The sequence below is a fragment of the Azospirillum tabaci genome (genome assembly GCF_014596085.1).
GTDB classification, from domain to species: Bacteria; Pseudomonadota; Alphaproteobacteria; order Azospirillales; family Azospirillaceae; genus Azospirillum; species Azospirillum tabaci.
Window position 1 is genome coordinate 102510 of record NZ_JACCJY010000020.1, and the last position, 25592, is coordinate 128101.

The 25592-nt window shown below is 70.0% G+C and carries 21 protein-coding genes; 13 read left to right on the plus strand and 8 right to left on the minus strand.

The features are described 5' to 3' along the window. Positions 1 to 11: 11 nt before the first annotated feature. Positions 12 to 851 carry a TIGR02587 family membrane protein gene (locus H0B54_RS18485; protein ID WP_188261542.1) on the minus strand — a complete coding sequence of 280 codons (840 nt, stop codon included), beginning with the start codon at positions 849 to 851 and terminating at the stop codon, positions 12 to 14. Positions 852 to 1025: 174 nt separating this feature from the next. Between H0B54_RS18485 and H0B54_RS18490 the strand changes: the two genes are divergently transcribed. The 3 genes from H0B54_RS18490 to cueR all read left to right on the plus strand — a co-directional run bounded on the left by H0B54_RS18490 (position 1026) and on the right by cueR (position 4141). Beyond that, positions 1026 to 1232 carry a heavy-metal-associated domain-containing protein gene (locus tag H0B54_RS18490; protein ID WP_188261543.1) on the plus strand — a complete coding sequence of 69 codons (207 nt, stop codon included), beginning with the start codon at positions 1026 to 1028 and terminating at the stop codon, positions 1230 to 1232. Between the two features lie 78 nt (positions 1233 to 1310). Continuing rightward, positions 1311 to 3710 (plus strand): heavy metal translocating P-type ATPase, encoded by a 2400-nt coding sequence (locus H0B54_RS18495; RefSeq protein WP_188261544.1) that lies wholly within the window; start codon positions 1311 to 1313, stop codon positions 3708 to 3710. Continuing rightward, the gene (gene cueR / locus H0B54_RS18500; protein WP_425490050.1) at positions 3707 to 4141 is read left to right on the plus strand and encodes a Cu(I)-responsive transcriptional regulator; all 435 of its coding nucleotides are present in this window, start codon (positions 3707 to 3709) and stop codon (positions 4139 to 4141) included. The genes H0B54_RS18495 and cueR overlap by 4 nt, the downstream gene beginning before the upstream one ends. Before the next feature lie 68 nt (positions 4142 to 4209). On the opposite strand, the gene H0B54_RS18505 is transcribed toward cueR, so the two are convergent. Together H0B54_RS18505 and H0B54_RS18510 are read right to left on the minus strand one after the other, a co-directional pair. Beyond that, positions 4210 to 5175, minus strand: a complete 966-nt coding sequence (locus H0B54_RS18505) for an NAD-dependent epimerase/dehydratase family protein (RefSeq protein ID WP_188261545.1) — start codon at positions 5173 to 5175, stop codon at positions 4210 to 4212. A 4-nt stretch (positions 5176 to 5179) separates the two neighbouring features. Further along, a complete protein-coding gene (locus H0B54_RS18510) occupies positions 5180 to 5800 on the minus strand; it encodes an ABC transporter substrate-binding protein (RefSeq protein WP_188261546.1) in 621 nt (206 codons plus the stop codon). Positions 5801 to 6007: 207 nt separating this feature from the next. On the opposite strand from H0B54_RS18510, the gene H0B54_RS18515 reads away from it, so the two are divergent. Further along, on the plus strand, positions 6008 to 7102 hold the full coding sequence (locus tag H0B54_RS18515; RefSeq protein WP_188261547.1) for a sulfotransferase family protein: 1095 nt from the start codon (positions 6008 to 6010) through the stop codon (positions 7100 to 7102). Positions 7103 to 7301: 199 nt separating this feature from the next. After that, positions 7302 to 8318 carry an SMP-30/gluconolactonase/LRE family protein gene (locus H0B54_RS18520; RefSeq protein ID WP_188261548.1) on the plus strand — a complete coding sequence of 339 codons (1017 nt, stop codon included), beginning with the start codon at positions 7302 to 7304 and terminating at the stop codon, positions 8316 to 8318. Here H0B54_RS18520 and H0B54_RS18525 read toward each other — a convergent pair. Continuing rightward, positions 8230 to 10917 carry an MMPL family transporter gene (locus H0B54_RS18525; RefSeq protein ID WP_188261549.1) on the minus strand — a complete coding sequence of 896 codons (2688 nt, stop codon included), beginning with the start codon at positions 10915 to 10917 and terminating at the stop codon, positions 8230 to 8232. The two genes, H0B54_RS18520 and H0B54_RS18525, sit on opposite strands and share 89 nt — an antisense overlap. A 159-nt stretch (positions 10918 to 11076) precedes the next feature. On the opposite strand from H0B54_RS18525, the gene shc reads away from it, so the two are divergent. The 3 genes from shc to H0B54_RS18540 all read left to right on the plus strand — a co-directional run bounded on the left by shc (position 11077) and on the right by H0B54_RS18540 (position 14179). Continuing rightward, the gene (gene shc, locus H0B54_RS18530) at positions 11077 to 13008 is read left to right on the plus strand and encodes a squalene--hopene cyclase (protein ID WP_188261550.1); all 1932 of its coding nucleotides are present in this window, start codon (positions 11077 to 11079) and stop codon (positions 13006 to 13008) included. Then, positions 13005 to 13400: a DUF2141 domain-containing protein gene (locus H0B54_RS18535; protein WP_343068972.1), complete on the plus strand. Its 396-nt coding sequence runs from the start codon at positions 13005 to 13007 to the stop codon at positions 13398 to 13400. The genes shc and H0B54_RS18535 overlap by 4 nt, the downstream gene beginning before the upstream one ends. Positions 13401 to 13474: 74 nt before the next feature. Further along, positions 13475 to 14179, plus strand: coding sequence for a phosphorylase family protein (locus H0B54_RS18540; protein WP_188261551.1), 705 nt, complete (start codon positions 13475 to 13477; stop codon positions 14177 to 14179). On the opposite strand, the gene hpnH is transcribed toward H0B54_RS18540, so the two are convergent. Both hpnH and H0B54_RS18550 read right to left on the minus strand, forming a co-directional pair. Beyond that, positions 14120 to 15247 (minus strand): adenosyl-hopene transferase HpnH, encoded by a 1128-nt coding sequence (gene hpnH, locus H0B54_RS18545; protein ID WP_188261552.1) that lies wholly within the window; start codon positions 15245 to 15247, stop codon positions 14120 to 14122. The two genes, H0B54_RS18540 and hpnH, sit on opposite strands and share 60 nt — an antisense overlap. A gap of 252 nt (positions 15248 to 15499) precedes the next feature. Continuing rightward, the gene (locus H0B54_RS18550; protein WP_094306840.1) at positions 15500 to 16111 is read right to left on the minus strand and encodes a hydrolase; all 612 of its coding nucleotides are present in this window, start codon (positions 16109 to 16111) and stop codon (positions 15500 to 15502) included. A gap of 304 nt (positions 16112 to 16415) precedes the next feature. On the opposite strand from H0B54_RS18550, the gene H0B54_RS18555 reads away from it, so the two are divergent. The 5 genes from H0B54_RS18555 to H0B54_RS18575 all read left to right on the plus strand — a co-directional run bounded on the left by H0B54_RS18555 (position 16416) and on the right by H0B54_RS18575 (position 21486). Further along, on the plus strand, positions 16416 to 16850 hold the full coding sequence (locus H0B54_RS18555; protein ID WP_094306866.1) for a response regulator: 435 nt from the start codon (positions 16416 to 16418) through the stop codon (positions 16848 to 16850). Between the two features lie 187 nt (positions 16851 to 17037). Next, positions 17038 to 18093: a cobalamin B12-binding domain-containing protein gene (locus H0B54_RS18560; protein ID WP_343068973.1), complete on the plus strand. Its 1056-nt coding sequence runs from the start codon at positions 17038 to 17040 to the stop codon at positions 18091 to 18093. Positions 18094 to 18145: 52 nt separating this feature from the next. Beyond that, a complete protein-coding gene (locus tag H0B54_RS18565) occupies positions 18146 to 19330 on the plus strand; it encodes a sensor histidine kinase (RefSeq protein ID WP_188261554.1) in 1185 nt (394 codons plus the stop codon). Between the two features lie 133 nt (positions 19331 to 19463). Beyond that, positions 19464 to 20156, plus strand: coding sequence for an exopolysaccharide biosynthesis protein (locus tag H0B54_RS18570; RefSeq protein ID WP_188261555.1), 693 nt, complete (start codon positions 19464 to 19466; stop codon positions 20154 to 20156). 25 nt (positions 20157 to 20181) lie between these two features. Beyond that, complete coding sequence (locus tag H0B54_RS18575; RefSeq protein WP_188261556.1) at positions 20182 to 21486, plus strand: hemolysin family protein; 1305 nt, start codon at positions 20182 to 20184, stop codon at positions 21484 to 21486. Between the two features lie 22 nt (positions 21487 to 21508). On the opposite strand, the gene rodA is transcribed toward H0B54_RS18575, so the two are convergent. Beyond that, positions 21509 to 22681, minus strand: a complete 1173-nt coding sequence (gene rodA, locus H0B54_RS18580; RefSeq protein ID WP_188261557.1) for a rod shape-determining protein RodA — start codon at positions 22679 to 22681, stop codon at positions 21509 to 21511. Positions 22682 to 22819: 138 nt separating this feature from the next. Then, the gene (locus H0B54_RS18585) at positions 22820 to 25423 is read right to left on the minus strand and encodes a TIGR02302 family protein (RefSeq protein ID WP_188261558.1); all 2604 of its coding nucleotides are present in this window, start codon (positions 25421 to 25423) and stop codon (positions 22820 to 22822) included. Positions 25424 to 25592 lie beyond the last annotated feature (169 nt).

Consider the following 25592-nt stretch of genomic DNA (forward strand, 5'->3'; position numbering starts at 1 on the left):
TGACCCTCCCGTCACACGATCAGGCGGGCGGTGGCGGCGCCCAGCGCGCTGGGGAAACCCAGCACCACCATGGCGGTCACCAACTCCATCATTGACAGGCCGGCGATCCGCTCGAAGGTCCACAACAGATAGAGGCTGATCAGCAGGGCGATGCCGTAGCCGGCGACCGAGAAGCGCAGGAAGACGGAGAGGAACCCGTCGTCCCCGGCGTTCTCTTGCCCGGCGAAGCCGACCGTGTAGACGAAGATGTGCAGCAACCCCAGCGACAGCACCGCCAGCGCCACCGCGTGCCAGGGCGACATCTTGTAGGAGATCAGGATCATCTCCTCGGTCGGTGCGACGTTGAAGCCGACGAACAGCGCCCCCGCCCCCATCAGGAACAGTTCCCCCGGATAGCTGGAACGGATGCGCCGCTCCTTGTCGCTGTCGTCCTGCTGGCCGAGCTGCTTGCGCGCCAGCATGGCGCCGATGCTGGCCGGCACGGACTGGAGCGCGATCTTGCCGATGATCTCCGGCAACGGCTGGTCCAGACGCACGATGGCGAAGACGGTCAGCAGCACCGCCGACATCAGGAAGCCGACGGCGAAGGCCGACAGCGCGTCGATCAGGTCGTCTTGCCAGCAGAAGGTTTCCTCGAACCCGGCGAAGTAGGACAGGCCGAACAGCACCGGCAGCGTCACCAGGATGAACAGGGCGAGACGGAAGCGGTCCATGTAGAAGCCCAGCTCCCACATCTCCATGGTCATCAGCAGGGGCAGAGCGAAGATGATCGCCCCCGCCGCCGCGCGGGCCAGCGCGTGGGCGAATTGCTTTTCGTCATGGAGAAAGCTGCGCTGGCGGGTGATGTCCATGACCCATGAATGCGCGAGCGTGGCAGTTGGTTCCGGCGGTACCACGGCAGTGATTGCGGCAGTGATTGCGGCAGTGATTGCGGCAGTGATCAGGTCAGCGAATTTTCTCTTGACCTTCCAATCGTTGGAAGGCGGAAGCTGACGGCAACACCACCTCGTGGGAAGGAGTTCGTCATGGTTGCGTTCAAGGTTCCCGGCATGACCTGCGGCGGTTGCGCCGCATCCGTCCGCCGCGCGCTCGGCGCCGTCGCCGGGGTCGAGGATGTGCAGATCGATCTGGACTCGAAGGACGTCCGCGTCAGCGGGACGCCCAGCGCCGACGCTCTGCGGATGGCCCTCGACAAGGCCGGCTTCGAGGCCGAAGGGCTGCCGGGCGCGTGACGGTTTTCGGCGCCCTTGACCTTCCAGTCATTGGAAGCTTTATCTGGGGTGTCGGTTGACGACGAAGAAAGGACGATCATGTCCGCCACCACCACCGACCTCGACATCGGCATTTCCGGCATGACCTGCGCGTCCTGCGTGGGGCGCGTGGAAAAGGCGCTGTCGCGCGTGCCGGGCGTCACCAACGTGTCGGTCAACCTCGCCACCGAACGGGCGCGGATCGCCTTCGCGGGCGATCCCGATCCGCGGGCGGTGGCGGAGGCCATCGAAAACGTCGGCTTCGAACCGCAGAAGCAGGAGTTCGACCTGACCGTCGGCGGGATGACCTGCGCCTCCTGCGTCGCGCGCGTCGAAAAGGCGCTGCTGCGCGTGCCGGGGGTTGAGAGTGCCGCCGTGAATCTCGCGACGGAGCGGGCGCACGTCACCGCCTATGCCGGGACGGTGGACGCCGGCCGGCTGGCCGAAGCGGTGGAGATGACCGGCTTCACCGCCGCCCCCGTCGCCGATGCCGACTCCGCCGTGGCGGCGGAGGACTCGGCGCAGGACCGCAACCGGCGGGACCTCCACCATGTGCTGATCGCCGCCGCCCTGTCGTCGCCGCTGGTCCTCGGCATGGCGGGGGACCTGCTGGGGCTGAGCCTGATGCTGCCGCCCTGGGCGCAGTTCCTGCTGGCGACCCCGGTGCAGTTCTGGCTGGGCTGGCGCTTCTACCGGGCCGGCTTCATGGCGGCGCGCGCCGGGTCCGGCAACATGGATCTTCTGGTGGCGCTCGGCACCTCCGCGGCCTGGGGGCTCAGCGTCTACATGATGCTGACGGCGCATCCGGGCCACACGCCGCATCTCTATTTCGAGGCGTCGGCGGTGCTCATCACCTTCGTGCTGCTGGGCAAGTGGCTGGAGGCCCGCGCCAAGGGCCGGACGGCGGCGGCGATCCGCGCGCTGATGCAGCTTCGCCCCGACACCGCCCGCGTCCGCCGCGATGGCATGGAAATTGAGCTTCCCATTGCCCAGGTGCGCGTCGGTGACCGCGTGGCGGTCCGCCCCGGCGAACGCATCCCGGTGGACGGGCGCGTGGCGGAGGGGGCGGGCAGCGTGGACGAATCCATGCTGACCGGCGAAAGCCTGCCGGTGGAGAAGGCGCCGGGCTCCCGCGTTACCGGCGGCTCCATCAATGTGGACGGGCTGCTGCTGGTCGAGACGGTGGCGGTGGGCGCCGAGACGATGCTCGCCAAGATCGTCCGCATGGTCGAGGGCGCCCAGGCGTCCAAGGCGCCGATCCAGCGGCTGGTCGACAAGGTGGCGGCGGTCTTCGTGCCGGTGGTGCTGGGCATCGCCGCGGTGACGCTCGCCGGCTGGTGGATCGGCACGGGGAACGTCGAGACGGCGATCATCACGGCGGTGTCGGTGCTGGTCATCGCCTGCCCCTGCGCGCTGGGCCTCGCCACGCCGACCGCGATCATGGTCGGCACCGGAGCGGCGGCCCGCCACGGCATCCTGATCAAGGACGCGGAGGCGCTGGAGCGCGCCCACGCCATCACCGCCGTCGCCTTCGACAAGACCGGTACGCTGACCGAGGGCAAGCCCCGCGTCACCAATCTGGTGCCGGCCTATGGCTTCGACGACGTGGAGTTGCTGCGGCTGGCCGCGGCGCTCCAGACCGGCAGCGAACACCCGTTGGCCCGCGCCGTCCGTGGCCGCGCGGCGGAGCGGGGCGTGGCTGCCGCCGCACCGGAGGGCTTCAAGGCGCTGGCCGGGCGCGGCGTGTCGGCGACGGTGGAGGGCCGCGCCCTTCTGCTGGGCAGCAAGCGGCTGGTCACGGAAAGCGGCCTGTCCGACGCGGCATTGGAGGCACGGGCGGCGGCGCTGGAATCCGCCGGGCGCACCGTGTCCTGGCTGGCCGAAACGGCGCCGGAGCGGCGCGTGCTGGGCCTCGTCGCCTTCGGCGACAAGGTGAAGGAAAGCGCCCGCACCGCCGTGCGCTCCCTGAAGGCGCAGGGGGTGGAGACGGTGATGGTCACCGGCGACGGTGCCGGGGCCGCCCGCGCGGTGGCCGCCGACCTTGGCATCGACCGCGTCTTCGCGGAGGTGCTGCCGGACGGCAAGGCCGACGTGGTGGCGACGTTGAAGGCGGAAGGCAAGGTGGTCGGCATGGTCGGTGACGGCATCAACGACGCGCCGGCGCTGGCCGCCGCCGACGTCGGCATCGCGATGGCGACCGGCACCGACGTGGCGATGCACACCGCCGGGGTCACGCTGATGCGCGGAGATCCGGCGTTGGTCGCCGGCTCCATCGACGTGTCGCGCCGCACCTATTCCAAGATCCGCCAGGGGTTGTTCTGGGCCTTCATCTACAATCTGGTGGGCATCCCGCTGGCGGCGTCGGGCCTGCTCAGCCCGGTGTTGGCCGGGGCGGCGATGGCGCTGAGTTCGGTCAGCGTCGTGCTGAACGCGCTGTCGCTGCGGGGGTGGAAGCCATGAGCGCGAGCGGCATGACCATCGGCGACGCGGCGAAGGCGTCCGGAGTCAACGCCAAGCTGATCCGCTATTACGAATCCATCGGCCTGATCCCGGAGGCCGGGCGGACCGCGGCGGGCTACCGCGTCTATTCGTCCAGCGACGTGAATGTCCTGCGCTTCGTCAAGCGGGCGCGGACGCTGGGCTTCAGCATCGAGCGCATCCAGATCCTGGTCGGGTTGTGGCAGGACCGCAGCCGCTCCAGCGCCGAGGTGAAGCGCGTGGCGCTCGACCATGTGACGGAACTGGAGGCCAAGATCGCCGAACTGCGCGCCATGAGCGACACGCTCAAGCATCTGGCGCACGCCTGCCACGGCGACGAGCGGCCGGATTGCCCGATCCTGCGGGATCTGGAGGAGGGTGGGGGGAGTTGTTGCCACGAGCCCCAACCCTGACCCTCCTCCGCTCACGCGGGGGAGGGAAGGGGCTTGCGGCGAAGCCGTGGGAAGGCGGGGGCTGTCCGCTATTCCAACGCCGCCCTCAAACTCGCCTCCAGCGGCCGGACCGTGTAGCCCAACTCCCGCATCGCCTTGCCGCTGTCGAAGCCGCCGCCGCCCAGCGCCAGCCGAATCCCGGTGACCGACGCGGTGGGGGGGCGGTGGGTCACATGGTCGGACAGCCATTCCTCCACCCGCGCGGCACCCAGCGCCAGGGGGGGCGGCACGGGATGGCGACGGATGGGATGTCGCCCGCACAATCGGTCGATCCGCCCCACCAGATCGCCCAACCCGATGTCCTCTCCCCCCAGAATGTAGCGCTCCCCGACCCGCCCCCGCTCGGCCGCCAGGATCATCCCCTGCGCCACGTCGCGCACGTCCACGAGATTCAGAACGCAATCCAGGATCAGCCGCGGTCCGCCGCGCCGGAACAGGCGCAGCATGGCGTTCGGCGGGGTCGGCAGCCGGTCGCCGGGGCCGATGGGCGCCGTGGGGTTGACCACCACCACCGGCAGCCCTTGCGCTGCGGCGGCCAGCGCGTCCTTTTCCGCAAGATACTTGGACCGGCAATAGGGGCCGGCCAGCGCCTCCAGCCCCGGATCGGCGCTCTCGTCCAGACGGCGGGGCGGCGGGTGGCCGATCATCACGGCCTCGGTCGAGCAATGGACGAAGCGCCGCAAGCCCGGCGCCCGCGCCGCCGCGTCCAGCACCACCCGCGTGCCGTGCCGGTTCACCCGGTCGAAGACGGTCGGGTCACGGTCCCACAGCGTGGCCACGGCGGCGAGGTGATGGACACGCTCCACCCCATCCAACGCGCGGGTCACCGCCGCCGCGTCGAGGATGGAGCCGCGCCGGAACTCGACGCCCGGCGGCGTGTCTTCCGGCGGCTCCTGCCGGTCGAGGATTCGCACCCGCTCGCCCCGCGCCGCCAGCGCCGCCACCAGATGCCCGCCGATAAAGCCGCTGCCCCCGGTGACGAGGGTGATGCCCATGCGCCTACGCCCCGCCGAGGATGCGGTCGGCGTTGCTGTTGAGGTCGCGCGTCAGGGCGGCCAGCCCGCCGCCGCGCAGCGTGTTCTGGAACTCCGAGCGCTGGGTGGCGAGTTGGCTGACCGTCCCCTTCGCCAGCACGTCGAGGATGCGCCAGCGGTCGCCTTCCGGACGGAGCAGGTAGCTCAGCCGCACCGGCGTCTTGCCCGCGCGCACCAGATCGGTGTCGACCAGCAGCATCCCGCGCGGGGCGGGCCGTTCGCCGACGATCTCGATCCGCTGGCCGTCGTAGCTGTCGAAACGGTCGACATACTGGGCGGCGCTGCGCCGGGCGAAGGCGTCCAGCGCTTGCCGCTTCTCCGGTTCCGCCGACTGGTCGAAGTAAGGGGCGGCGGCGACGCGGAGCGCCGCTTCCAGGTCGAAGGTGTCGAGCATCACCGGCAGGAAGCGCTGAAGCCGCGCCCCCGCCGGTTCCCGTCCCGCGGCCTCCCGCATCAGGGAGAGGATGGCCTCGTTCAGCCGGGCCACCGTGGCGCGGGCGCCGGGCGTGGTGCCGGCTTGCTGCGCCACGGCGGGGACGGGCAGCAAGCCCGCCGCCAGGACGGCCAGCGCGAGCGCGGCGCGCATCCATGTTCGGCGTGAGGAAGACCCAGTCATCGCGGTGCGCCCCGTCCTGTTCCGGCAAGAGTCGACGGAAAATCTGCCCGTTCGGGGCAGGCGGATTCAACCGTCCGTGTGGGATGTAACAGCGTCCGGGCCGGTCTATCCTCCTGCGCGATGCTGTCGAAGGGAGGTGTCCGGATGGGTGGACCGGCGAAGAGAGGAAGTGGATGGATGCCGATCCCGGACCATCCGCTCTACGGTTGCGACGCCATCACCCTGCTGACCGTGCTGGCGCGCAACGGCGGGCCGCGGGGGCGCGGCTGGCCCACGGCGCTGGCGGCGCTGGCCTCGGCCCTCGCGCGCGCGCCCTTCTCCCTGGCGGAGGCCGGGTGGGTGGCGGCGCGGCGCCGGAAGGACGCCGGCCTACCGCCGCCGGTCTTCATCCTGGGCCATTGGCGCAGCGGCACCACCCATCTCTACAACGTGCTGAGCCGCGACCCGCAATTCGGCATCATCGACCCCTTCGCGGTGGGTCTGCCCTGGGACATGCTGGGGCTGGGCTCGGTCCTTCGGCCGCTGCTGGCCCGCGCCCTGCCGGAGCGGCGCTACATCGACAACGTGCCGGTGAAGGCCGACAGTCCGCAGGAGGATGAGATCGCGCTGGCGAACATGTCGCCGGTCTCCTTCTACCACGGGCTCTATTTCCCGGAACGGTTCGACGAGAACCTGCAGCGCGGCCTCTATTTCGACGGCTGCACGGCGGCGGAGCGGGACGCCTGGAGGCGCCGTTTCCTCTATTTTCTGGAGAAGGTGTCGATCGCCCAGGGCGGGCGCTGCATCCTGCTGAAGAACCCGGTCTACAGCGCGAGGGTCGCCATGATGCGGGAGATCTGGCCCGATGCCCGCTTCGTCCACATCCACCGCGACCCGCGGGCGGTGTTCGTGTCCACCGTGGGCTTCTACCGGACGCTGCTGGGGCGGCTTGCGCTCCAGCCCCATGAGCACATCGACGTGGAGCGGGTGGTGCTGGACCATTACCCGCGCATCATGCAGGCGCTGATCGACGACACGGCGGACCTGCCGGCGAACCGCTTCGCCGAGGTGCCCTTCGAACGGTTCGAGCGGGCGCCGCTGGTGGAGGTGGAACGGCTGTACCAAACGTTGGACCTGCCGGGATACGCGGCGGCGCGGCCGAATTTCGAGGCGTATCTGGGGGCGGTGAGCGATTACGCGAAGAACCGCCATCGCCTGTCGGAGGAGGGGCGGGAGAGGGTGGACCGCGAATGGGCGCCCTTCGTCGCGCGCTGGGGGGCCGGTGTGGCGTGAGGGGTGTGGCGTGAGGGGGGTGGCGTGGCGGAGTTTTGCCCCCACCCTGACCCTCCCCCGCTCTCGGCGGACCAATGGTCCGCCTGCCGCGTCAGCGCAAATCAAAGGTTTGCGCGAGAGCTTCGCAGGGGAGGGAATGTGGCCCTCCCCCGCCCAGCGGGGGAGGGAGGGGACCCACGCAGTGGGGAGGGTGGGGGCAATGACCTTCCTCCTCATCACTCTCCTCACCCACCCCGTCCACGCCGCCTGCCGCACCGTCTCCGTCACCGCCAACGGCGCCCCCGTCACCGGCATCGAGGACATGGCGCTCGACGCCGCACGCGGTCAGGCGGTGCTGTCCGCCTACGACCGCCGGGCCGGAACCACGGGCGGGCTCTATCTGCTGAACCTGGAAACCCTCGACGCACCGACCGTCGCTGCCATCCCTCTCGCCATCGGCCTGCGCCCGGCGGGCATCGACCTGCGCGTGGAACCGGACGGCTCGCGTTCCCTGCTCGCCATCAGCCGTCACGAGGACGGGTCGGCCACGGTCGAGCGTTACCGCCTGGACGGCGCCACCTTGATCCACCAAGGCACCACCGCCGGTCCTCTCCTCTGCCGGGCCAACGATGTGGCCTTCCTCGACGGGGAGCGTTTCCTGTTCACCAGCAGCCACGGCGGCTGCGGCTGGGGCGCCGTCATGGAGGACAACGTCCTCGGCGGGCGTCACGGCTTCGTCGGCCTCGTCGAGAACAACGACGCCCAAGTCCTGATCGGCGGGATCGGCTTCGCCAACGGCCTGCTTCCCGACCGGAGCCACGACCGGCTGACCGTCGCCGCCACGCGGGAGGACGCGCTGCTCGTCTACCGCCTGTCCGACCCACAGGCGCCGCCGCGGCGCATCGCCGTGCCCGGCGGGCCGGACAATTTGACGGCGGCTCCGGATGGGCGCCTGTTGGTGGCGCTGCACCCGTCGCCGTTCCAGCTGGCGCTGCACCGTTACGGCTGGCTGGGCGGGGCGGCGGCACCGATCCGCGTCGCGGCGCTCGGCCCCGCCGGGACGGAGATCCTGCTGGACGAGGACGGGCGGCGCTTTCCCGCCGCCACGGTCGCTCTGTCCCGGAACGGGTGGCTGATCGTCGGGTCGGTCACCGCGCCGGGACTTCTGGTCTGCGACGCAGCCGCCAGCGGTGCCACAGGATCATCAGCGCCGGCAGAACCACCAGCGACGAGATGACCGTGTAGGTGATGGAGACGGCCAGCAGCACCCCCATGCTGGACAGGCCGCGGTGGCTGGACAGCGCCAGCGTGGCGAAGGCGGTGCTGGTGGTCAGCGTGCTGACCAGGACGGCGCGCGGCGTGCTGGTCACCAGCAGCTCGATGCCGAAATCGCTGTCCGACGCCCCCTCCCGCACCAGATCCTGCCCGCGCGTGACCATGTGGATGCTGCTCGACACGCCGAGCGCGAACAGCAGCGGGATGACGATCACGTTGGCGAAGTTGAAGGGGATGTCCAGCAGCCCGGCGGTCGCCATGGTCCACAGGGCGGCCAGGACCAGCGGCGCCAGGATCAGCACCATCCCGGTCACCGAGCGTTGCACGGCGACCAGCAACAGCACCATCAGCACCAGCGTCAACGCCGTCGCCTCCAGGAAGGAGGAGCCGACGACCCGGGCCGCCTCCGTCACCGTGACCGGGGCGCCGGTGGCGTTGGGCGCCACGGCCAGCACCGCGTCGGCGAAGTCGGCCATCTCGCGGCTGTCGGAAACGTCGTGGGTGGGCAGCACCTCGACGCGGGCGCGCCCGTCCGCGGCGATCCAGCGGGCCTTCAAGCTGTCCGGGACGTCGTCGGCGGTGACCGGCTGCTCCACCGCCATGCCCTCGCGCAGCCGGTCGAGCAGCGGCGGCACGCCCCCGGTCAGCGCGCCGTCGAGCGTGGCGAGCTGCGCCGGCTGGATGCGGGCCAGCGCGTCGCTGAAGCGCTGCACGGCGGCGCGAAGCTCGGCCGGACCGTCGCGCTTGTCCGTCACATAGCCCCCCAGCACCGTCGTCAGCGTGGCGAAGGCGCGCTCCAGCCCGCTCTGATCCAACACGGTCGACGTGGCGGGGGCGGCGAGGCCGGGGCCGAGCAGCAGCGACATGTCCGCCAGGATCGGCAGCTTGGCCTCCTGGTCCTTGGGGATGAAGCTGGTGAAGGTGCGCACGCCGCCCGATTCCGGCAGGGGGCGCAGCCGGTCGGCCAGAGCCTGCGCCGCCGCGAGGTCCGGTGTCAGGATGTTGACGGAATAGGGAGAGGTGCGCGGGGTGGTGGCCAGATCGCGGTAGGTGGCGACGGCCTCCGTCCGCTCGTCCTGCAGGTTCAGCGGGTTGACGTCCAGCCGCACCAGGGGCAGCGCCGCCATGGACAGGACGGCGCTGCCCCCGGCCAGGGCGAGGACGGCGCGGTGGTGGCGGGTGACCCAGCCGGCGAAGCTGCGGTCCTCGCGCTCCGGCGCAGGGACACCGGGGCCGGGGCGGAGCAGGACGATCAGGGCGGGCAGAAGGGTCAGGCTGATGAGCAGGGCCACCACCATGCCGACGGCGGAGATGATGCCGAACTCCGCCAGCCCCAGATAGGCGGTCGGGACGAAGGACAGGAAGCCGATGATGGCGCACAGGGTGCTGAGCACCAGCGCCGGCCCCACCGCCTTCACCGCTTCGATGGCGGCGGCCAGCGGCGGCAGGCCGCGGCGAAGCTCCTCCTGGTAGCGCAGGCCGAGATGCCCACCATAATCGTCGCCCAGCCCGAAGAACATCACCGCGCAGGTGACGGAAATCAGGTTCAGGCGCCCCACGGTCAGCGCCGCCGCCCCGGCGCTCAGCGTCAGGCCCAGCAGCAGGACCACCATGATGCAGGCGATCAGCCGCCCCGACCGCATCCCGGCGATCAGCACCGCCGAGACCAGAATGAAGGACAGGATTGTGGCGACGCCGGCGCTGTTGGCGACCGTGTCCAGCTCCGTCTGGCGCAGCGGCACGGCGCCGGTGACCCGCATCTCCACCCCTTGACCGACGGGCTCCGCCATGACCGCGCCGATGGCCTCGTGCACCGCGGTCACCGCGGGCCGTCCCCGCCCGAAGGAGCTGTTGTCCAGGATGGGCCGGGCCAGGACGAAGCGGCGGTTGGCCGCCCGGTCCTCTTCCTCCGCGGCCTGCACGAGCCCGGTCCAGGACAGCGGCACCGGATGCCCGTCCGCCACCGTCGCGCTGCTCACCGCCAGTCGGTTCAGCAATTCGGCTGGGGTGGCCGGCGCGCCTTCGTCCGCGTGGGTCAGAATCAGGTCCAGCAGATCGGCCAGTCCCTGAAGGTTCGGCGCGGCGTTCAGTGCCCCCAGCGCCGCCTGCGCGCCCGCCAGCCGGGTGGCGAGATCCTGCAACTTTTCCGTGTTGAGAAAAAGCAGGCCGTACCGGCGGAAGTACGGATCGGCGGAGGGCACCTCCACCGTCGACAACACGTCGCTGCGGGTGGACATACGCTCTGCAAGACGTACAGCGGCGGCGTCCGATTGGTCCGGGGATGGGCTGTCCACCACCACGACGATCTGATCGTCGGCGAAGGGAAAGGCCTGCCGGTACTCCTCCGTGTGCTTGCGGAAGGCGGTGTCCGGCGAAATCATGTCCGCCGTGCTGGTGCTCATCGTCAGATTGGTGGCGGAATACCAGCCGGCCAGGACGGACAGCAGCACGCCGACGGCCAGCGTCATCCGCGGCCTTTTGCAGGACAGCGCGCCCAGGTCCCCGATCATGGAGCGGCCGAAGTCCGCCATCCGGACCAGGACACCTTGCCGTTCTGTCACGCCGTACGTCTCCCTTGGAAGTGTACGCAGTCTGCCAGGACAACCTTTGGCACCCAACGTACGCTACTGTATGTTACTTCCAACCAATGGGCGAAGCGCGGCACCTCGTTACCCAGATACCTCCACCACGGGGAATACCGGGGCAAAGCGGGAGCGCCGATGCAAGACCACAACGCAAGCACAACCTTGCGGGTCCAACGAGCCGAGCCATCGGCCAAGGCCGTGAGCGACGCCGTGGCCGGAGCCACGGACGCTTTGATCCGCCGCCAGCAGGCCGACGGCCATTGGGTGTTCGAGCTGGAGGCCGACGCCACCATCCCGTCCGAATATCTGCTGCTGCACCATATCCTGGACGAGATCGACCCGGAACTGGAAGCCGGCTTGGCGGCCTTCATCCGCGGGCGGCAGGGCAAGGACGGCGGCTGGCCGCTGTTCTTCGGCGGCGCCATGGACATCAGCTGCAGCGTGAAGGCGTACTTCGCGCTGAAGGCCGCAGGGGACAGTCCCGACGCGCCGCACATGCGCCGCGCCCGCGAGGCGATCCTGGCGCGCGGCGGGGCGGCGCGCTGCAACGTCTTCACCCGCATCCTGCTGGCCCAGTTCGGGCAAATTCCTTGGCGAGCGGTGCCGGCGATGCCGGTGGAGGTGATGAACCTGCCGCTCTGGTCGCCTTTCCACATCTCGCGCATCTCCTACTGGTCGCGGACGGTGGTGGTGCCGCTGCTGGTCGTCATGGCGCACCGGCTGCGCGCCCGCAACCCGCGCGGCATCGGCATCGCGGAGCTGTTCACCGAACCGCCGGAGCAGGTGCGCAACTGGCACAGCAACAACAGCCGCGGTGGCTGGGCCACCCTGTTCCGGGCTCTCGACGCGGCGCTGCACGCGGTGGAGCCGCGCCTCCCGGCCAACGGGCGCCAGACGGCCATCGACCGCGCCGTGCGCTTCGTGACCGAGCGGCTGAACGGGGAAGACGGGCTGGGCGCCATCTTCCCGGCGATGGTCAACGCTGTGCTGATGTTCCATTGCCTGGGCGTGCCGCCCGACCATCCCGACGCGGCGACGGCGCGCCGCGCGTTGCGCGGGCTGGTGGTTCAGCAGCCGGGGCGGGTCTATTGTCAGCCTTGCCTGTCGCCGGTCTGGGACACCGCGATCATCTGCAACGCCTTGCTGGAAACCGGAAGTCCGCTGGCCCGCGCTGCGGCCCGGCGTGGGGCCGACTGGCTGATCGAGCGGCAAATCCTGGACGTGGAGGGTGATTGGGCGTGGCAGCGTCCGGGGCTGGCGTCGGGCGGCTGGGCTTTCCAGTACAACAACGCCCATTACCCGGACACCGACGACACCGCCATGGTGGTGATGGCCCTGCAACGGCTGGACGCCGACCGCTATGGCGAACCGATCCGCCGCGCGCGGGACTGGATCGTCGGCATGCAGAGCCGCAACGGCGGCTGGGGCGCCTTCGACGCCGAGAACCAGCACGATTTCCTCAATCACATCCCCTTCGCCGACCACGGCGCCCTGCTCGATCCGCCGACCTCCGACGTGACGGCCCGCTGCGTCATGATGCTGGCCCGGTTGGGCGAGGGGCGCGACACCGTGCCGACCCGCCGCGGCCTGACCTTCCTGGAGCGCGAGCAGGAGAGCGACGGCGCCTGGTTCGGGCGCTGGGGCACCAACTACGTCTACGGAACCTGGTCGGCGCTGGAGGCGCTGAACGCCGCCGGGGTGCCGCACGCCGCACCGGCCGTGCAGCGCGCCGCGCAGTGGCTGCTGGCGCATCAGCGCGCGGACGGCGGCTGGGGCGAGGACGGCGCCAGCTACTGGGCCGGCAACCCGCGCGGCGAGGGGGCGGTCTCCACCGCCTCGCAGACCGCCTGGGCGTTGCTGGGGCTGATGGCGGCGGGCAAGGGAAACCATCCGGCGGTGGGCCGTGGCGTGGACTATCTGCTGTCGGTCCGCAACGCCGAGGGGCTGTGGAGCGAGGAGCCCTTCACCGCCGTGGGCTTCCCGCGCGTCTTCTATCTCAAGTACCACGGCTACGCGGCGAGCTTCCCGTTGTGGGCGCTGGCGCGCTACCGGGCCTTGAGGGCGTGAAAGGAGCGGCGGCGGTTCTGGCCGCGGCGCTGACCGTGACCGTCCAGGGTGTGCGCAACGGCGAAGGCGAGATCGTCCTCGCCGTTTGCGAGGAGACGGCCTATCCGGCGGGGCGCTGCGCCTTCCGGATCACCGCCCCGGCGGCGGAGGGTTCGGTGCGCGTCACCGCGCCCGACGTGCCGCCGGGGACTTACGCATTGCGCGCCTACCACGACGAGAACGGCAACGGGCAACTCGACCGCAACATTCTGGGCGTGCCGCGGGAAGGGTTCGGCTTCGGCAACGACGCCCCCGTGCTCCTCTCGCCGCCGAGCTTCCGCGACGCCGCCGTGACGGTGGGGGAGGATGGCGTAGCGACGGCGTTGACGCTGCGTTACTGGATATCGCCGTAGAGGCTGTGGCGCTTGTTCCCTTTCCCCTCCGGGGAGAGGGTTGAGTTGCAAGGGAGAGGTTAAAAGAGAAAACGATGGTCGCGGCGATCCTCACCGGCATGGCGTTCGAAGCCCGTCTGGCCCGCCGCACCGGGCTGCCCGCCGTCTGCGCCACGGGAGACGCCGCTGCCGCGGTGGCGGTGCATCGGCTGCTGGAGGGAGGGGCTTGCGGGATCGTCAGCTTCGGCATCGCGGGCGGCCTGGCGCCCGGCCTGCAGCCCGGTTCACTTGTTCTGGCCACGGCCGTCGTCGATGAGGACGGTGCCGTCTATGAGGCTTGTCAGCCCTGGCACGACCGCTTGCGTCATGCCCTGCCGCAGGCGCGCCCTGCCGCGGTGGCCGGCGCCCGGATCCCTGCAGCGACGGTTGGGGACAAGGCGCGGCTGCGCGCTCTGACCGGCGCGGTGGCGGTCGATCTGGAAAGCCTTGCCGTGGCGCGGGCCTGCCAAGCCTGGGGACGGCCCTTCGCCGTGCTGCGCGCGGTCGCCGACCCGGCGTGGCGGGCGCTCCCTACGGCGGCCGTGGCCGGGCTGGACGGGGAGGGGCGTATAGCCCCCGGCGCCGTGCTGGCCCGGCTGGTCGCCGACCCCCGCCAACTTGTCGCGCTGGGCCGGCTGGCCTGGGATCTCGGCCGCGCCCTGGCGGCGCTTCGCACGGCTGCCCAAGCCTTTCCGGCCGATCTACTCGGCGGCGGTCCGCTCGGCCTCGATCCGGCGCAGCGTGTCCGCGACGTGGCGTGAGAAGACCTCCTCCGCCGGGCGCTGGCGGTCCAGAGGGATCTCCGGAGCCATCGGCCCCTCCGTGCGCGGCCCGCGCAGGCTGACCGCCAGCGCCGACAGAGGATTGCGCAACGTGTCCTCCACCGCCGTCGGCTCATAACCGCTGTGGACCATGCAATCGGCGCATTTCTCGTAATTGCCGGTGCCGTAGGCGTCCCAGTCCGTCTCTTCCATCAGCGCCTTGAAGGTCGGGGCGTAGCCCTCGCCCAGCAGGTAGCAGGGGCGCTGCCAGCCAAAGACGTTGCGCGTTGGGTTGCCCCAGGGCGCGCAGCGGTAGGTGCGGTTTCCGGCCAGGAAGTCCAGGAACAGGGAGGATTGCGAGAAGCGCCATTTCCGGCCTCGCCCCCGCGCGAAGATGTCGCGGAACAGTTCCTTGGTCTTGCGGCGGTTCAGGAAATGCTCCTGGTCCGGCGCGCGTTCGTAGGCGTAGCCGGGCGACACGGTGACGGCGTCGATGCCGGCGGCCATCGCCTCGTCGAAGAAAGCGGCGACCTTCTCCGGCTCCGCCCCGTCGAACAGGGTGCAATTGATGTTGACGCGGAAGCCGCGCGCCTTGGCGGCGCGGATCGCCGCGACGGCGCGGTCGTAGACGCCCGGTTGGCAGACCGCCTTGTCATGCTCCTCCCGCCCGCCGTCCAGGTGAACCGACCACGTGAAGAAGGGGCTGGGGGTGAAGCGGTCGAGCCGCTTTTCCAGCAGCAGGGCGTTGGTGCAGAGATAGACGAACTTGCGCCGCGCCACGATGCCGGCGGCGATGGTGTGGATCTCGGGGTGCAGCAGCGGCTCGCCGCCGGCAATGGAGACCACCGGGGCGCCGCATTCGTCCACCGCGCCCAGGGCTTCCTCCACCGACAGGCGGCGGCGCAGGATCGGGTCGGGATAGTCGATCTTGCCGCAGCCGGCGCAGGCGAGGTTGCAGCGGAACAGCGGCTCCATCATCAGCACCAGCGGGAAGCGCCGATTGCCTCTGAGGCGCTGGCGCAGCACATAGGCGCCGACCAGCGCCGCCTGGATCGCGGGAACGGCCATGGTTATGCCTTGCCCTTTCCATCGTGGATCGCCGTCCGGTGAATCGCCGTCATGCGCTTATCCCTGAAATTGCGTCGCGCTCCAGTTTGGAGCGTCCGAGGACGCACAGCAGGTAGCTTACTGTATGATACTTGCCGGTTGCGGCGCGATCCGGCGGCCCGACAGCACCGTACGCTCCGTACCGGTGGCCGGAGGGTCTGTGAGACGTATGGGACACGTACGACCCCGTCGGCGCGGGGCTCGGCGTGATGGTTAGGGCTGTGGCGTCTTGCGCTTGCTCCGCGCGGCTTTGGCCGGCTTGGCCTTGTGGGGCTGGGCGAGGTGCCTCAGCTCCTCGTAACGGCTCAGGAAGAGTGCGTAGGCCCGATCGGGGCCGACCGGCACGATCCTGTCCGGATGGGCAGGCGGCAGATGCCCCCAGTCCAGCCAGGCGGGCGGCAGCAGGTCGCGCAGTTCCGTTGCCATGCAGACGAGGTCGGCCTGCTTGATGGCAGGCACCTCGTCATCGAAGCCGAACCAGCGGCGGAGCGCATCCTTGACCGGATGAAGCCGCTGTTTGACGTAGTCGCGGTCCAGCATCACCTTCACCGGCGACGGCCAGTCGCCGAGGAACTCCTCGCAATCGTGCATCAGGGCCGAGTAGGCCAGGGGCGGCGGCACCAGACGAGAGACCATCACCGAATGCTCGGCGACCGAGTACCAGGGCCGGGCCGCCCCGCCCCAGCGCGGCTGGGACGACAGGCACTGGGCGATGTCCTCGATCGGCATGCCCGTGGCGTCCGGCGTCAGCAGGTCGAGGACGAAGCCGGACGGCATCAGGATGGCGGTGCGTCCGTCCGGTCTCTTGAGAAGATCGAGTTGCATGGTGGATGGCTGTTCCGAAACCGCGGGCGTGGTGCGGGGCCGTTTCCAAGAGCGGCCCCGGCCGTCGACCCCGATCGTTGACTTGGTCATTGGCCTGGGCGGGTTTAGCAGATCGCGGACAGTCCGGACAACGGGCCCCGGCGCAAGGCCGCCATCGACCGTAACGGCGCGTCGCCCACCATCCCCCGAGGTTGCATAAATTACAAATTTTGCATCATTTACAGGCTTTTCCGGTCATGGTCAGCGATGTACCGTATGCAGGTGTTTTCCCAATGCAACGACACGGATAGGGATGGCCGCGCCGATGCTGAACGAACCTGCGAAGGATGGGGCGCTGAACCGAAGCATCCATGACCTGCGCGTCCTGCTGATCGAAGACGACGATTTCACCCGCCGGCTGATGAGCCGCCTGCTGCAGGATTTGAAGGTTCGCCACGTGTGGGAAGCGTCGGACGGCGTGTCGGCGCTGGCCATCCTGCGCGACCATCCGGAAAAGGTGGACCTCGCCATCTGCGACCTGGAAATGCCGCGGATGAGCGGGTTGGATCTGCTGCACGCCCTGCGGACGGCCACGGGCAACCCGCTGGCCGACCTTCCGGTGATCGTCCTGACCGCCCACCGCGAGGCGGACACCGTCAAGCGGGCCATCGCCTACGGCATCTCCGGTTATCTGGTGAAGCCGGTGTCGAAGGCCGACCTCACCAAGCGGCTGACCTTCGTCCTTCAGAAAAGCCGCTGAGAGGGCTTTTGCAACCATAAGGAGTGATTGGTCGGAAACCGACCCATTTGGCGCAGTCAGGCGTTGCGGGAACGGGTGTGAGGGGGCACCTTCCTTCCGAACACCCCCTCTGAACCGGAGACGCCGTGCCATGCCGGGGACCGTCCGGCCCACACCAGCTCCGTTGCGGATTGCTTCGAATCGCATCGTGGACCGCCGCGAGGAGTTGGCGCACGCCATCGTCGCCATCCAGTTCGAGCGCTGGCCGGCGCTCTATGCCCGGTATGGTGAGGCCGGCCGGGAGCGTTGTGTCGAGGACGTCGGCTTCCACCTTCTGTATCTGGCGGAAGCGGTGGCGAGCGACAGCCCGGCGCTGTTCCGCGAGTATGTGGCCTGGGTCAAGATCCTCTTCGCCGGACTCGGCATTCCCGACGAGGAACTGGGCGAAAGCCTGGAGATTCTCCGCGACGTGGTCGTCGCCAGGGTGGATCCCGCCTCGGCGGCGCGCGTGCGCGCCTGCGTCGGGCAGGGGCTGACCGCGCTGCCCGGCCTGCCGCGGGAGGTGCCGCCCTTCGTCCGGTCGGACGCGCCGCTCGGCGCGCTCGCGCGCTCCTATGTGGACGCGCTGCTGGCTGGTGACCGGCGCCGGGCGGCGGCGCTGGTGACGGAGGCCACGGCCGGCGGGGCGACGGTGCCCGACCTATACCTGCATGTGTTCCAACCAGCCCTGCGCGAGATCGGACGGCTCTGGCAGACGCGGGCGATCACCGTGGCGCACGAGCATTTCGCCACCGCCGCCACCCAGGCGATCATGGGCCAGCTCTACCCGGCGATCTTCGCCGCCGAGCGGCGCGGCCTGTTCATGGTCGCCACCTGCGTCAGCGGGGAGCAGCACGAGATCGGCATCCGCATGGTCGCGGATTTCTTCGAGATGGCCGGCTGGGACAGCCATTATCTCGGCGCCAACACGCCCGCGACCAGCATCATCCACACGCTGCGCGAGCGGAACGCCCGGATTCTGGCGGTGTCCGCCACCATCACCGCCCATGTCGGGCGGGTCGCCGCCCTCATCGCCGCGGTGCGCGCCGAACCGTGGGAGCGGCCGCCACGGGTTCTTGTCGGCGGTTACCCGTTCAACCTCGTCCCGGATTTGTGGAGGACGGTCGGCGCCGACGCCTTCGCCCCCGGCGCGGAGGAAGCCGTCGCCATTGCGGAGCGGCTGATCGGCCCGGCGGCCCCGGACCGCGCCGCCGGTGTGGCGTGATGAGCGTGGCTTGGCGGGCACCGCATGATGCGCACGGCGTGAAGGAGGAGGCATGGACGGGTCGGTCCTGACCTGCGACCACGACGGGCGGCTGCGCGCCCTGCACCGGGTGGGCGCCGGGCTGCCGGGGTTGACGGGAAAGCCGGGCACCCCTTTTCCGGTTCTGTTCGGCCCGGACGCGGTGGCCGGCGCGCTCGACCTGTTCAGTGGCCTGCGGAAGTCCGGCCAGACGCTCGATCACCCCGTACCCAGCCGGCTCGACCCCGCCGGGGTGTTCCATGTCAGCGGGCTCAGCGATGCGGAGGGGCTGGTGTTGGCGGTGGCGCGGGCTCCCGGCGGGCTCCCGGCCTTGATGGAGGAACTGGAGGCTCTGAACCCGCGGCTGGCCCGACGGCTCGCCCCTCTGCGGTCGGTGGTGCCGGAGCCTGAGGTTCCCACCGTGGACGCGCTGTTCGACGAGATGACCCTTCTCAACAACGAACTCGCCAACGTCCAGCGGGCGCTCGCCAAGGCCAACGCCGAACTGGCCGCCAGCAATGAGCAGAAGAACCGGCTGATGGGCATGCTGGCCCACGATCTGCGCACCCCACTCCAGGTCGTCGTCGGCTTCGCGGAGATGCTTGAGCAGCGGCTGGACGGACGGCTGGAGGCGACGGAACGCGCCTGCCTGGAGCGCATCCGGGAATCCAGCCTGTCCATGCGCCACATGGTGGAGGACGCGCTGTCCCTGGCGGCGCTCCAGGCGGGGCGGCTGCGGCTGGCCCGGCGGCCATCCGATCTGGCGGCGCTGGTCCGGCGGAACGTCTCGATGAATCGCGTGTTGGCCGAGGGCAAGTCCATCACCATCGAGCTGTCCGTGCCTGAACACCCATTGCCCATGGCCGACATCGACCCGGCCAAGCTGGATCAGCTTCTCAACAACCTCCTGTCGAACGCCATCAAATACTCTGACCGCGGCGGGCGGGTCCGCGTCGCGCTGAGCGAGGACGGCGGCCGGGCACGCCTCCGCGTGTCCGACGACGGGCGGGGCATTCCTCCGGCGGAGTTGGCGCAGCTCTTCCAGCCCTTCTCCCGCACCGGCCGGCTGGGTACCGAGGGGGAGGGGACGGTCGGCCTCGGCCTCTACATCTGCCGGTCCATCGTGGAGGGGCATGGCGGGCGCATCATCGCCGATTCGGCGCCGGGACGCGGCTCGACCTTCACCGTTGACCTGCCATTGACGGCATCATCCCCTTGAGAAACGGCACATTCCACAGTTGGGGTGGCGCGTCGACCGGCGATGCTGTAAAAGGAGCCTCCACGATGTTGCGACGCGAAAGGTCCATGGGTTTACCCTTCCGCCGTTTGGGGCGGCCTCCGTGGGGAGCGCCGTGAGCGACGGCCGACCTCCCGACACGTCCCCGGACCATCAGGCTCCGGAGGACGTTGACCGCGGCGATGCCGCGACCACCGGCCTCCCGCCGGTGAACCCCGCTTCGGCGGTGCTGGACGATTTCCTGAACCACGATCATGGCGCGCGGATCGCGCTGGGCGACCTCGTGGGCATTCTGGGCGACCGCGCCTTCGGCGCCCTGCTTCTGATCCTGTCCATTCCGAACATCCTGCCGGTGCCGGGGCTGTCCACGGCGACGGGCCTGCCGATGCTGCTGATCGGCGCCCAGATCGCCGCCGGGCGCGACCGTCCCTGGCTGCCGCGCCGGCTGGCCGCCCTCACGCTCGACCGGGACGCCTTCCTGCGCGTGATCGCGAAGGCGAAGCCCCACGTCGACCGGCTGGAGCGGCATCTGCGTCCGCGCCTGCCGGCGATGACCGCCCCGACGGCGGAGCGGCTGCTCGGCGTGGCCGTGATGATCCTGGCCGCAATCCTGGCCCTCCCCATCGTTTTCGGCAACCAACCTCCGGCGCTGGCCATCGCGCTGATTGCGCTGGGGTTGATCGAGAGGGACGGGGCCTTCGTTGTCGCCGGCCTCGTCGCCGGACTGATCGCCATCGTCATCATCGCCGCCATCCTGTTCGGTTTCGGGCAGGCCGGCATGCTGATCTTCGACAAACTGTCTTCATAAAGGGAGCGCCCGCGGGCTCGACGCCATGATCTGGGAAGTTCTGGTCATCATTTTGCTGATCCTGCTGAACGCCTTTTTCGCGATGTCGGAAATGGCGCTGGTGTCGTCGCGGCGCGCGCGGCTTCAGCAGATGGCCGAGGAAACACGCAGCAAGGGCGCCCGCGCCGCGCTGAAACTGTCGGAGGACCCCGGCAACTTCCTCTCCACCGTGCAGGTCGGCATCACGCTGATCGGCATCATCGCCGGTGCCTATGGTGGTGCGACCCTGGCCGACCGGCTGGGCACCGTCCTGGACGCCAACGTCTCCTGGGTCGCCCCTTACGGGCAGCAGGTCGGCTTCGCGCTGGTGGTCGCCGCGATCACCTACCTGTCGCTGATCATCGGCGAGCTGGTGCCCAAGCGCATGGCGCTGGTGAACGCGGAGCGCATCGCCGCCGGGGTGGCCGGCCCGATGAGCGTCCTGTCGCGCATCGCCATGCCGCTGGTCTGGCTGCTCGGCGTCTCGACCGAGGGCGTGATGAAGCTGCTGCGCCTGCCCACCGCGCGCGAGCAGACCGTCACCGAGGAGGAGGTCAAGAGCCTCATCAAGGAGGGCACCCAGACCGGCGTCTTCGAACCCGCCGAGCGGCAGATGATCGAAGGCGTGTTCCGCCTGTCCGACCGCACCGTGCGGTCGATCATGACGCCGCGCCCGGACCTCGTGTGGATCGACCTCGACGACCCGCCCGAGGCCATCGCCAAGGAGATCCAGGCCAGCGGTTATTCCCGCTTCCTGGTCTGCCGCGGCGACGTGGACGAGGTGCAGGGCATCGTGTCCAGCAAGGCGCTGCTCAACCAGGCGCTCCAGGGCCGCAGCTTCGACCTGCGCGAGGCGATGGTGGAGCCGCTGATCGTCCATGACGGCACCCCCGTCCTGCGGCTGCTGGAGCTGTTCAAGCAGGCCAGCATCCACATGGCCGTGGTGGTGGACGAGTATGGCAGCGTCGAGGGCATCGCCACCGTCACCGACATCATGGAAGCCATCGCCGGCGAGATGCCCGAACAGGGGCAGGAAGGCGACGGCGTCGCGGTCCAGCGCGAGGACGGCTCCTGGCTGGTCGACGGCATGACCCCGGTGGAGGAGGTGGAGTCGCTGGTCGGCGTGAAGGGGCTGAAGGGCGAGGGCGATTACCACACCATCGCCGGCTTCATGCTGGACCGGCTGGGCCATGTCCCCACCGCCGCGGAGCATTTCCACTGGAACGGCCTGCGCTTCGAGGTCATCGACATGGACGGCCGACGCATCGACAAGGTGCTGATCCAGGAGAACGGCGAGGTCTCGGAGGGCTGACGAAGCGCTCCGAAGAGCGGCGTCACAGTTCCGTGACGCCGCTCTTGGGGATGCGGACCTCGCGGTGGACCGACATGCTGAGCAGAAGCCCCACGCCGACCATCAGCGTCATCATCGCGGATCCGCCGTAGGACACCAGCGGCAGCGGGATGCCCACCACCGGGATCAGGCCGGTCACCATCGACACGTTGACCATCACGTAGAGGAAGAACTGCGCGGTCATGCCGACCGCCACCAGCCGGGCGAACTGGCTGCGGCAGCTCAGCGCGATGACGACGCCGTAGATGAACAGCATCAGGTACAGCGCCAGCAGGATCAGCGCGCCGACCATCCCGAACTCCTCCGCCAGCACGACGAAGATGAAGTCGGTGTGCTTCTCCGGCAGGAACATCAGCTGGCTCTGCGACCCGGACATGAAGCCCTTGCCGAACAGCCCGCCCGATCCCAGGGCGATCTTCGACTGCAGGATGTTGTAGCCGGCACCGAGCGGGTCGGTCTCCGGGTCGAGGAAGGTGTAGACGCGCTGCTTCTGGTAATCGTGCAGGAATTCCCAGGCGATGGGAATGGCCGACAGGCCGCCGCCGATGACCACCAGGAACTTCCAGATCCTCACGCCCGCCGCGAAGAAGACGGCGCCGCTGCCCATGATCAGCAGCAGCGAGGTGCCCAGGTTCGGCTGCATCAGCACCAGGGCCACCGGGATGAAGACCAGCAGCAAGGGCGGGATCAGCAGCAGCGGGCGGCCGATCTGGTCCAGCGAGATGCCGTGGAAATAGCGGGCCAGCGCCAGGGTCAGGGCCGGCTTCATCAATTCCGACGGCTGGAGCTGGAAGAATCCCAGGTCGATCCAGCGCTGCGCACCCATGCCGATGCGCCCCATCAGTTCCACCGCCACCAGAAGGCAGAGAACGATCAGGAAGATGGCGTAGGCGGACTTCATCAGATGCCGCACGTCGATCAGCGCGATCATCAGCATCAGGATGAGGCCGGGGATGGCGCGCACGAGCTGCGGCTGCGCCCAAGGCTTCCAGTTGCCGCCGGCGGCCGAGTAGAGCAGGGCCACCCCGACCGACGTGATGATGCAGACCAGGAGCACCAGCCCCCAGTTGATCATGCGGAACTTGCTGCCGAGCGTCAGTTCCGGGCGCTGCGGGGCAAGCCCGCCCGACCCGTGGTTCGAAAGGACCGCGACCATGAGGAAACGTTCGTTGTGTCCGGGGGCGTCCGTGCCTGAAGGGCAAGCGGCGGCGCCTTGCGCGGCGGATACTGCACCAGCGCCGCCCTCCGGTAAAGCCGCCCGCTCCCCCCGCCTTAAAACTGCTTCAGCGGCCGGTCAAAACTGCTTCAGCAGCCGGTCGATGTACTCGCGCTCCATCTGCGGGCGGCCATACTGGCCGGAACGGCGGCGCAGCTCGTCGAGGATTTCGCGGGCGCGCTGGAGTTCGGCTTCCTCGGGGATCTTCACGTCTTCGTTGTTGTAGTTGCCGAAGCCGGAGGGGCGGCGGCCCAGCGGGTCGCGGTTGCGGCCCTGGCCCTGGCGCTGCTGCGCCTGTCCGGGCTGCTGCCCGCTCATGGCCGGGCCCTGCTGGCCCATCATCTGCTGCATCATCTGCTCGGCCATCGCCTGCATGCCCTGCTGAAGCTCATCCATCGCCTGGGTCTGCGACGGAACGGCGGAGCCGGGCTGCCCCTGCTGGAGCGCTTGGCCCGCGTCGCGCATGGCCCGTTCGGCGCGGCCCAGCGGGCGGGGGATCTCGCCGCCCTGCTGTTCGCCCATGCGGCGCATCAGCTCGCCGAGCTGGCGGCGCAGCGCCTCCTGCTGTTCGGCCTGCTGCTGCATCAGCGGACTGCCGGACTGGCCCTGCTGGCCTTGCTGCCCCTGCTGCGGACGGCCCTGGCGGTTGCGCGGCCCCTGCTGCTGGCCCTGCTGCCCGTCCTGCTGGCCCATCTGCTCCTGTGACTGGCGGAAGGTCTGGTCGAGCAGCTGCTGCTGCCGCTGCGTCAGCTCCTGAAGCTCGCGCATCATCTGCGCAGCCTCGTTCTGGCCCTGCTGCTGCATCTGGGCCATGGCGCCGTTGCGCATGTTCTCCATCATCTGCTGGAGCTGGGACAGCATCTGCCGCGCGGCGTCGCGGGCGCCAGTCTCGGCCATCTGCCGCATCTGCTCCATCATGCGCTGGAGGTCCTGGCGGTCCATCATCTGGTCGGCCATTTCCGGCGGCACCATGGGGATCGGATCGCCGCGTTCCAGCGCTTCGCGCATCTGCTGTTCCATGGCGTCGAGGAACTTGTCGAGCGCCGCCTGAAGCTCGTCCATCAGCTTCTTCAGCTCCTGGTCGTCCGCGCCGCGCTCCAGTGCCTCGGCGAGGCGGCGCTCGGCGTCGCGCAGGTCGCGCTCGGCCAGCGACAGGCCGCCGTCCTCGATGCGCAGCGCGGTTTCCCACAGCAGTTGCTGGACGGCGGGCACCGAGGCCGCCTCCTCGTCCAGCAGCAGGCGGTTCACCGCCGTGCGCATCGCCAGGAAAGCCACCAGATCGCCGCCGAACTGGCTCGGCCGCGCCGAGATCTCGGCCAGGGCGCGGGCCACCTCGACGCGGAGCTGCTGGGGCCGCAGGGTCAGCTTCTTGCGCTCCTCCACGATGGCGCGGGCGACCGGGTGGTTGAACACGCGCTCCGGCAGGACCATCGCCACATCCTCCGTGCTGCCGGTCTGGCCGGCGCCGTCGAGCGCGGTCAGGCGGATGGTGACGTTCAGCCCGGCCCAGGGATGGGCGGTGAGGTCGTGGAAGGCGGCGTTGCGCGCCTCGCGCGGGCGGGCGCCGGGCAGGGCCAGCGGCAGTTCCAGAGGGCTACGGTCGAGGGCCGGGGCCTCGCCCTCCGGCAGGGCCAGCCGGACGACGGCCTTGGCCTCGGCCAGCCCGTAATCGTCCTGAGCGACGTAGTCCAGCCGCAGCGCGCCGCGCTCTCCCTTGGCCGGGGGGCTGGCGTAGGCGATGGTCGGCGGGTTGTCCGGGATGATCCGGACGTTCCAGCCGCCCAGCATGTTGGACCCCTGGGTCACGGCGATGCGGTTGCCGTCCTCGATGGGCTGCTGGATCTGGAAGGTCGAGGAGTCGACGGCCTCGAAGGCGGCGGTCTTGGTGCCGGCCTCCAGCGACGGCGTGCCGCTGCCGCCGGTGACGCGGGCCAGCACGAGGCTGCCCTTGGGGACGGGCACGGGATCGGCGAGGCTCGGCGTGTGGGCGGGGTTGGCCGATTTCAGGAAGACCGGCGGCAGGCCGGTGTATTCCGGCGGCGTCACCCAGAGGTCGAGCGTCGCGACGGAGGCCGTCGCCGTACCGCCGAAATGCGGGGTGACCGCGGCGGCCAGCCGCGGCTTCCAGTCGCCCCAGGTCGCTCCGCCCGCGGCGATCAGCACGAGGGCCACCAGCGCCCGCAGGGCGTAGCGGTCCTGGGCGGCGAGGCCGTCGGACAGCGGCATGGCGACGCGCAGCCGCCGCATGGCGGCGCGCACCCGCTCCTGGTGCAGGCGCCACAGCTCCGCGGCGACGGGGTCGTTGCCGGCGGGCGTGTCGCGCAGCGCGTGGAGGGGGCGGTGGGGGAGGCCGCTGTCGCGCTCCAGCCGGCGGCGGGCGGCGTCCTCGTCCGGCAGGCGGAAGGCGCGCAGCCCGCGCCATCCGGTCCAGCCGATGGCGGCGACGAAGAGCAGCAGGACCAGGGCGTGCAGCCAGCCCGGCAGAAGCAGGAAGACATTCAGTAGGGCCAAAGCGAGGAAGGCCCCGGCGATGGTGATGGGCGCCCAGAGTGCCGGCCACAGCCGTTCCCAGAGCAGGGCGGCGCGGGCCTGCCCCATGCGGAGGCGGGGCTCCCGCGGCGCGGGTGCGGGGGGCGCCTCCTTGTGCAGGGGGAACCGGAACCCGTCCTTGCTGTCGCTCATGCCGCTCTCCCGTCAGGTCAGGCACCGGGCGGGAGGAGAAACCGCCGCCGGAACATCGTCAGGATATAGGCTCGGCTGCGCCGTCTGTCGCGGTCCGGCATGCCGGTCGGCTAACGAAACATTGCGCCATGTCCAAAATAAGGCAGTCTAAAAATGAGGCAGTCCGGAT

Coding starts and splice junctions, on each gene's coding strand:
- H0B54_RS18485 (WP_188261542.1), bottom strand. CDS start 851: ATGGACATCACCCGCCAGCGCAGCTTTCTCCATGACGAAAAGCAATTC.
- H0B54_RS18490 (WP_188261543.1), top strand. CDS start 1,026: ATGGTTGCGTTCAAGGTTCCCGGCATGACCTGCGGCGGTTGCGCCGCA.
- H0B54_RS18495 (WP_188261544.1), top strand. CDS start 1,311: ATGTCCGCCACCACCACCGACCTCGACATCGGCATTTCCGGCATGACC.
- cueR (WP_425490050.1), top strand. CDS start 3,707: ATGAGCGCGAGCGGCATGACCATCGGCGACGCGGCGAAGGCGTCCGGA.
- H0B54_RS18505 (WP_188261545.1), bottom strand. CDS start 5,175: ATGGGCATCACCCTCGTCACCGGGGGCAGCGGCTTTATCGGCGGGCAT.
- H0B54_RS18510 (WP_188261546.1), bottom strand. CDS start 5,800: ATGCGCGCCGCGCTCGCGCTGGCCGTCCTGGCGGCGGGCTTGCTGCCC.
- H0B54_RS18515 (WP_188261547.1), top strand. CDS start 6,008: ATGCCGATCCCGGACCATCCGCTCTACGGTTGCGACGCCATCACCCTG.
- H0B54_RS18520 (WP_188261548.1), top strand. CDS start 7,302: ATGACCTTCCTCCTCATCACTCTCCTCACCCACCCCGTCCACGCCGCC.
- shc (WP_188261550.1), top strand. CDS start 11,077: ATGCAAGACCACAACGCAAGCACAACCTTGCGGGTCCAACGAGCCGAG.
- H0B54_RS18540 (WP_188261551.1), top strand. CDS start 13,475: ATGGTCGCGGCGATCCTCACCGGCATGGCGTTCGAAGCCCGTCTGGCC.
- hpnH (WP_188261552.1), bottom strand. CDS start 15,247: ATGGCCGTTCCCGCGATCCAGGCGGCGCTGGTCGGCGCCTATGTGCTG.
- H0B54_RS18550 (WP_094306840.1), bottom strand. CDS start 16,111: ATGCAACTCGATCTTCTCAAGAGACCGGACGGACGCACCGCCATCCTG.
- H0B54_RS18555 (WP_094306866.1), top strand. CDS start 16,416: ATGCTGAACGAACCTGCGAAGGATGGGGCGCTGAACCGAAGCATCCAT.
- H0B54_RS18565 (WP_188261554.1), top strand. CDS start 18,146: ATGGACGGGTCGGTCCTGACCTGCGACCACGACGGGCGGCTGCGCGCC.
- H0B54_RS18575 (WP_188261556.1), top strand. CDS start 20,182: ATGATCTGGGAAGTTCTGGTCATCATTTTGCTGATCCTGCTGAACGCC.
- rodA (WP_188261557.1), bottom strand. CDS start 22,681: ATGGTCGCGGTCCTTTCGAACCACGGGTCGGGCGGGCTTGCCCCGCAG.
- H0B54_RS18585 (WP_188261558.1), bottom strand. CDS start 25,423: ATGAGCGACAGCAAGGACGGGTTCCGGTTCCCCCTGCACAAGGAGGCG.